Source organism: Aneurinibacillus aneurinilyticus ATCC 12856 (assembly GCF_000466385.1).
In the GTDB taxonomy this organism is placed as follows: domain Bacteria; phylum Bacillota; class Bacilli; order Aneurinibacillales; family Aneurinibacillaceae; genus Aneurinibacillus; species Aneurinibacillus aneurinilyticus.
Genome location: NZ_KE952901.1, coordinates 1 through 7,680 on the forward strand (window position 1 = coordinate 1; position 7,680 = coordinate 7,680).

The following is a 7,680-nucleotide window of genomic DNA, read 5'->3' on the forward strand; positions in this document are numbered from 1 at the left end:
TCCCTTCCCGAGCGCATGCCCCGGCCAGGCGAAAAAGGACAGCAACTGCCTCCCCCTTCGCGCCTACCCAGATGTTTTGCGATCCCGCCTGGCTGGGGCAAAAAGCGGCCCTCTACGCTTCTGTGCGGGAGACGAACCGACGCCCGTTTGGGGCACGGTGTGATGACGATCCACTCTGGATTATACTGGATAATCAACAGGCGTGTTGACAAATATAAAAATGAAAGAGGAGATGCTTAATGTTATATAGTTTTTTGATTACTATTGTAATACTAGTAATTCAATTTTTTTATCGAGAAGAAATAATGTTTATTTAGGTGCTATCTTGCCTGTTGTGTATTTGGTTACGCTTATATATTTATGGTTTTCTGAGACGCTTTTCATAAAAAGTACTTTACTTGCTGCTTTTGCAGGATTAGCCGCTTTATTAGGGATCTGGATTAATGGAAGGGAATCTTTAAAGAAAAAATGAAATTCCATATCTTGAGTTCGGGGGTATTCGGATTATCGTGTAGAAAATCTCAATGGTTAAATTAATGTTTATAAAGTCATAAATCGGATTATCGTGTGGAATATAACTAAGCAGCTTTTTTGATGTACTACCTACTTATCTTTAAAAATTTGATAGTAAAAGAATATCAAAAAATGCTTGTAACATGAAAAGAAGTCAATACAAACCTTAAAACTCTTTTAAAACATGCTTACACCTTAGAGTTTATTTATTTTTTAAATCCCTGACATAATGTTGTCAGGGTACTTCTGTATAATGATCTTTATATTATATAGACCAACGTTACAGGAGTGGTTAATTATGGTTGAGAATCAATATATTAAACTTGTTGGCTTAGAGGAAAATAACTTAAAAAATGTAACACTAACTATTCCCAAAAAGAAGATCACTGTATTTACGGGTGTTTCTGGATCTGGAAAATCATCAATCGTATTCGACACAATAAGTAAGGAAGCCCAACGTCAGTTAAATCAGACATTTTCGACGTATATTCAAAATCGATTACCAACATACAGTCAACCAGACGCATTGTCCATTGAGAATCTTTCCCCCGCCGTGGTGATTGACCAAAGACGACTAGGAGGAAATATACGTTCAACGCTTGGTACGGTCACCGATATTTACTCATTATTGCGATTATTATTTTCTCGTATTGGAAAGCCCTTTATTGGCGAATCTGATGTTTTTTCCTTCAACAATCCTAAAGGGATGTGTCCGAAGTGTCAGGGAATTGGACGAAAGGTTGAGCCCGATATTGAAAAGCTATTCGATAAAACAAAATCACTTAATGAAGGAGCGATTTTGTTTTCCACGTTCTCCGTGGGGAAATGGTATTGGCAGAAGCATTTAATCTCAGGCATATTCAATCCAGATAAAAAGTTAATGGATTACACGGATGCAGAGTGGCAAACGTTACTATACGGAAAAGATAAAAAAATCGTTTTACCCTTAAAAAACGAACCCTTGAAATATTTTGAAGGCGTTGTCGATAGATTTAGACGCATGTACTTAAAAAAAGAGATCAGTCAAATATCGAATAATGTTAGGAAATTTATCTCCGTAACACATTGTACAGCATGCAATGGAACTCGGCTAAGTCAAAAGGTATTAAATTGTAAAATAGATGGTTATAACATTGCTCAATTCGCTGCCTTGGAAATAGGTGAACTGATAAAGGTAATCGAGGCAATAAAGGATCCAATAGCAAAATCAATTGTTTCCAACATTTCAATTCGACTACATCATCTCATGGACATGGGACTTTATTATCTTACACTGGACCGTGAAACATCAACCTTATCTGGTGGAGAAGCACAGCGTGTAAAAATGATACGACATCTTAATAGCAGTTTAACGGATATGATGTATATTTTTGATGAACCGAGTACCGGATTGCACCCACATGATGTAAACAATCTCAATCGCATGCTCCAAAAGCTCAGAGACAAAGGAAACACTGTTTTAGTAGTTGAACATGATAAGGATGTTATTAAAATTGCTGACCATATCGTCGATATTGGACCAGGAGCAGGTACAAATGGTGGTGAAATTGTCTATGAAGGAAGTCTTCTGGGATTATACGATGCTGATACATTAACTGGAAACTATATGAGGAATAAACAAGCATTAAAAAAGAAAACCCGTAAGTCCAACAAATATCTTTCCATTGTCGATGCATCAAATCACAACCTAAAGAACGTTACTGTTCATATTCCTTGTGGTGTTCTTACTGTAATTACTGGCGTAGCTGGTTCAGGGAAGAGTACATTGATTTTTGATGCGTTTTTAAAACAGCATCCAGAAGCCATTGTTATCGACCAAAAGTCAGTGGGTACCTCGATTCGGTCAACCCCAGCCACTTATACGGGCATTATGGATGTGGTTCGAGATTCCTTTGCCTCTGCTAACAAAGTGAGTAAGTCACTGTTCAGTTTTAACTCAGAGGGTGCGTGCCCAGATTGCCAAGGAAACGGCTATATTAATACAGATCTTGCATTTCTTGAAAGTATTAGAACGACTTGTGAAACTTGTAAAGGGAAACGGTTCAAGGATGAAGTTCTTCAGTATACGTTAGATGGGAAATCCATTTCAGATGTATTGGACATGACAGTATTAGAGGCACTTCAATTTTTTCGGGATAAGGAAGTTGTTTCCACTTTAAAAGCATTATCAGAGGTAGGATTAGACTATATGACATTAGGCCAGCCGCTGAACACGTTATCGGGGGGAGAATGTCAAAGAATTAAATTAGCTGGCGAGCTGCACCAATCTGGTAATATTTACGTATTGGACGAGCCAACAACTGGACTTCACATGTCCGATGTTAGACATTTACAATCCATTCTAGATCGTTTAGTTGATAACGATAGTACCGTCATAGTGATTGAACACAATCTAGATATAATGAAGCAAGCAGATTGGATTATTGACCTTGGACCTGGTGGCGGAAAAAAAGGAGGAGAAATCATATTCACAGGTACACCACATGATTTAGTACTAAGAAGTAACTCGCTAACTGCACAATATCTAAGAAATGAACTACAGGAGGACTAACCTTGAAAATCGAACGATTATTGGGAATCATTGTGTTACTAATTCACAGGAAAAGAATGAAGGCTGTGGACTTATCGCGGTACTTTGAAGTATCAGAGAGAACAATATATAGAGATATCGATTCTCTTAATCGTGCAGGGATTCCCATTGTGTCGCTTCCTGGGCAAGAAGGCGGTTATGAATTAATGGATGGGTTCAAATTGGATAAAAAGTATCTAACTTTAGATGAATTACTCTCTATACAGTGGGCGTTGAAAAGCATTGAAAAGGCTACTGGGTTCGAAGATATCAATGAATTGATTTCGAAAATTAATCAATTAATTGACTCCGTACCCACGCAAGATAAAAACATCCAATTACAAATTTCACATTCGAATAATAGTTCGCAACATATTCAAACAATATACAAATCAATTCAAAATTGTAGTGTAATTAAGATTCGCTATGTGGACCATAAAGGAAATGAAACAGAGCGAGACATTGAGTCCATGGGAATTTTTTTAAAAGATTACCACTGGTACACTTGGGCTTATTGTTTACTGCGTAATGAACTCAGAGTATTTAAATTAACCCGGATAATTGAAACATATAACACAAATCGCTATTTTACCAGGCGTCCATATACTATTGAAGATATATATGAAAAAGAGAATGGGAAATCGGGAAGCAGCATAAGGCCATTCACGGTTTGCCTCCAATTTAGCCGAGAGATGAGGGCACACGTATTAGATAACTTTCAAAAAGATGAAATAGTGAATAATCCAAATGGGACAATAATCGTAAAGAAAAATTATTACACCATTGATAAAGCTATGACACAAATTATTAGTTTTGGAAATAAAGTCCGTATTATCTATCCTAAAGAGGTGATTCAAAAGTTTATTAAGTGTCTAGATGACATAAAAAAATTATACAAAGACTAAAAGATGGTGAAAAAATAAACAAAGTTTCACATTTTTAAAACCAGTGGAAATGTTCGTGAATTTCTTTGATAACCTTCATAGACTAGGGTTTAGAATAATAAGATTAACGGAATTACCACCTATAGTGAATGAACAATCAATAAGCTAATTTAACTGTTATGATTTCTCACTTGACGGCACCCCGAAGGGTCACTTTAAGATCTTATTTTGTATTTGTGGATTTATGAAAGGACAGAATGAATGTTAACTAATATGCTTAACCTGCCAAAATTAAAGATTCTTTATATGGAAGAGAGTGAAGATGATTATCGCTTCTTAGTGGAAACTACTACTCCATCTCCCTCCTATTGTATTAAATGTGGTACGGTTTCTAATCTCTACAAACATGGTAAGAAAAAACAGCTTTTTTACGATCTGCCAATGCACGCAAAACGTGTCGGTATTTATGTCAATCGCCAACGATATAAATGTAGGGAATGTAGTGAAACATTTTTTGAAAATTTACCAGATATGGATGTCAATCGTTCTGTTACTAACAGGCTAATAAGTTGGATTCAAAGATCCAGTCTTGAAAAAACGTTTACCAGTATTGCAGAAGAGATAGGCGTTGACGAAAAAACTGTACGAAACATCTTTAATGACTACGTTGCTGAACTTGAAGCTCAAACTGATTTTAGAATTTCTAAATGGCTTGGTAGTGATGAAGTCCATTTGCTTAAAAACTATCGTTGTGTCATCACAGATGTTGAAAACAAGTCGGTAATTGATATTTTGCCAAAACGCAATAAGGATATGGTTATCAGTTACCTATCTAAACTTCAAGATATTGATAAAATCGAACTTGTAGCAATGGATATGTGGAATCCTTATAAAAGTGCTGTTAATACAGTGATACCACATGCCAAAATCGTTCCATGTTGTTAAATTAGCCAATGAAGCGTTAGAAAAAATACGAAAAGCTAACCGTCAAAATGTATCAGTCAAAGAACGTAGACAACTTATGAGAGATCGTTATGTTCTTCTTACAAGACGAAAGGATCTAAACGATTTCGATGATCAAATAAAGTTGCAAGTATGGACTGATAAGTTCCCGTTACTTGGTCAAGCATATGAACTTAAAGAGCAATTCTTTGACATTTATGAAGCTGAATCGTTTAAGGAAGCCAATAAACTGTACCAAAACTGGCTTTCAAATATTCCCAAAGAATTAATGACCTATTTTGAAGACCTGATTAAGTCAATGAATAATTGGGAAGAGGAGATATTCAACTATTTCAATTCTCCCATTACAAACGCCTATACAGAGTCCTTGAATCGTTTAATTAAGACAATGAACCATGTTGGTCGTGGTTATTCTTTTGAAGCTCTTAGAGCAAAAATATTGTTTACACAAGGCTATCGTAAAGTAAAAAATAAAAAGAAATTTAAAGAAGTTGAAGTTACTTTCGGAAAATTGTTACCTGATCAATTCCCAATTTGGGCACAAATTGGCTATGAATGGGTCTATGAAGAAATCTATGGTGCTGACTTTTCCACATTGACTAAGGCAATGGAGGAGGGGTCTTTTTAACCCTCGTTCCACACTATTTTCCGATTACCCAAGTTCGGTAGATTCATAAAAAACACTATCTTTTCATTGTTTTAGAGGTACCAGAAAATTTTAGCTTGATGGGCATAATGTTTTACAAGGAGGAGTTTGTATGAAAAAAAACTATTGGCATAGCCCGAAGGTATTTTTTATTGTTTTAAATATTTTTCTTGTTAGTTTTTCTCCCGTTGCTTCTGCTGATAACGGGGAGGCAACTAAGCCTATAGTAGAAAATACCGGTTATACGTTCCCTGCCGAATGGGAGAAACAAAGTGCAGTGTGGCTAGCGTGGGAATGGAATGAGTTTGGTGAGTCTACTACTGATGAACAGCACAAAGTAACCGCCCAAATTATTCAGGCTCTACATTCCCACAATGTAAAAGTGGAACTTATCCTTCAAACAGGAGGAGATTCCAAGGAAGAGGTTTTACATTTTTTAAGCATTTATAATGTGGACCCCAAGAAAATTAACCTTCGTGAATACAAGAAACCCTATTTATTTATGAGAGATATGGGGCCACTGTTTCTGAAAAATAGTGAAGGTAAAGGAATGATAGCAGATTTTTCTTGGAATATGTATGGGATATGGGACAGAGATAGAGCAAAATCGATTGGTGATGTTGATAAGGCAATGGCTCAAGAGCTGAACATCCCACTATTATCATCTGACTTTGTTGCAGAAGGTGGAGGGATAGAGGTTAATGGTGAGGGCGTAATGATGACGTACGAGGATATGGCACTTCAGCGTAATCCCGGAAAAAGCCTTGAGGAAATTGAAAAGGAATACCTTAGGTTATATGGACAAAAGAAGATCATTTGGCTGAAGCAAAGCCCTCTTTCTGACAAATTAACGCCTGATGGAAGCCCGATTTTTGAAAACTTCTTCGGAAATGGAGCGAATGGTCATGTGGATGAGGTAGCAAGGTTTGTTGATCCACATACGGTTTTAGTTGCTCAAATTTCTGAGGAAGCACGTAACAGCAACAAGTTGGAAAAGGAAGATTACAAAAGGATCGAAGAAGTAGTTGAGAGGTTAAAACGCGCAACGGATGTAAATGGAAAGCCGTTTAAGATTATTCGTGTTCCTTCTCCGGATTTAAAACTAGTTTGGAATGAACATATCGTCCAAGAAGAGGACATCTACCCTCAGTTCGGCTTTAAACCCGGAGATAAAGTGTATCAAATTCCAGCAGTAAGCTACCTGAACTTTTTAATCTCCAACGGTGTCGTTATATCAGCAAAATATTGGGAACCAGGAAAACCAGAACAGTTGAAGCAATTAGATGCGCAGTCTAAAGCTATTCTTCAAAGCGTGTTCCCTGGTCGGGAAATTGTGCAAATTAATCCGATTGAAATTAACTGGTGGGGTGGAGGGATTCATTGTATTACTCAACAACAACCCGTGTATACACCTTAATAAAAGCCTTCTGAATAAAGGCATTACCTTACTATCTAATAAAAACGAATGGCTGCCCTTTTAAGAAACACCCTATATCCCGTTTAGTTATTTCACTTCTCCATGCTTCCGATCGAGGTATCCAGTATGCTTCAAGAAAATATCAGGCACGTCTTATACGATACGGCATGTGTTGTAGCATGAGCCGAAGGGGTAACTATTATGATAACGCTTGTATTAAGTCCTTTTATGGCATTATTAAATGAGAATAATCTATCAGTATTATTTATGTTAAAAAAGTCTGCTATTTAGCGGACTTTACACTTTTAAAACCATTCTTACTGTTTTTAGGATATATCCATTAAAGTCATCGTCGAATTCAGAAACAACTTTGAACCCTTTTGCTTTGTAAAAGGTTGTTCCGATACTATTGTCTTTTTCTACATTTATAAAAATCTCTTTTGCATCATCTCATCATTATAAGCGAATTTTAAGAAGCTTTCCTGAATTTCAAAAGGAATAATTCCTTCGTAAGTATAATTCCAACTTGCTTTAGAAACTTGTTGAACTTGTTGAATATCTTCCTTTTGTGCAGCTTCTTGAATTAATTGAAGGAATTGATCTTCATCCAAATGGGTCCTTAATTGTTTCATCACTGGATAGGCCTCCTTCCACTCCTTTTCGTTTTTCAATTCTTTTATTAAAATTG

At 36.5% G+C, this 7,680-nt stretch carries 4 protein-coding genes and 3 pseudogenes; 6 read left to right on the plus strand and 1 reads right to left on the minus strand.

Annotated elements, in window-relative coordinates:
- From HMPREF0083_RS29140 to HMPREF0083_RS29545, 6 genes and pseudogenes are all read left to right on the plus strand, one after another.
- A partial coding sequence (locus tag HMPREF0083_RS29140) for a hypothetical protein (RefSeq protein ID WP_021624364.1) occupies positions 1–209 on the plus strand: 209 nt, incomplete at its 5' end.
- A gap of 602 nt (positions 210–811) precedes the next feature.
- Positions 812–3,064 (plus strand): ATP-binding cassette domain-containing protein, encoded by a 2,253-nt coding sequence (locus HMPREF0083_RS23315; protein ID WP_040304677.1) that lies wholly within the window; start codon positions 812–814, stop codon positions 3,062–3,064.
- A gap of 2 nt (positions 3,065–3,066) precedes the next feature.
- Complete coding sequence (locus HMPREF0083_RS23320) at positions 3,067–3,987, plus strand: helix-turn-helix transcriptional regulator (RefSeq protein WP_040304679.1); 921 nt, start codon at positions 3,067–3,069, stop codon at positions 3,985–3,987.
- A 285-nt stretch (positions 3,988–4,272) separates the two neighbouring features.
- A pseudogene (locus HMPREF0083_RS27610) lies at positions 4,273–5,557 on the plus strand (ISL3 family transposase).
- A gap of 130 nt (positions 5,558–5,687) precedes the next feature.
- Positions 5,688–6,992 (plus strand): agmatine deiminase family protein, encoded by a 1,305-nt coding sequence (locus tag HMPREF0083_RS23330; protein ID WP_021624370.1) that lies wholly within the window; start codon positions 5,688–5,690, stop codon positions 6,990–6,992.
- A gap of 95 nt (positions 6,993–7,087) precedes the next feature.
- A pseudogene (locus tag HMPREF0083_RS29545) lies at positions 7,088–7,234 on the plus strand (IS3 family transposase); the annotation flags it as partial.
- A gap of 183 nt (positions 7,235–7,417) precedes the next feature.
- Here the strand turns inward: HMPREF0083_RS29545 and HMPREF0083_RS30280 are convergent.
- A pseudogene (locus HMPREF0083_RS30280) lies at positions 7,418–7,680 on the minus strand (hypothetical protein); the annotation flags it as partial.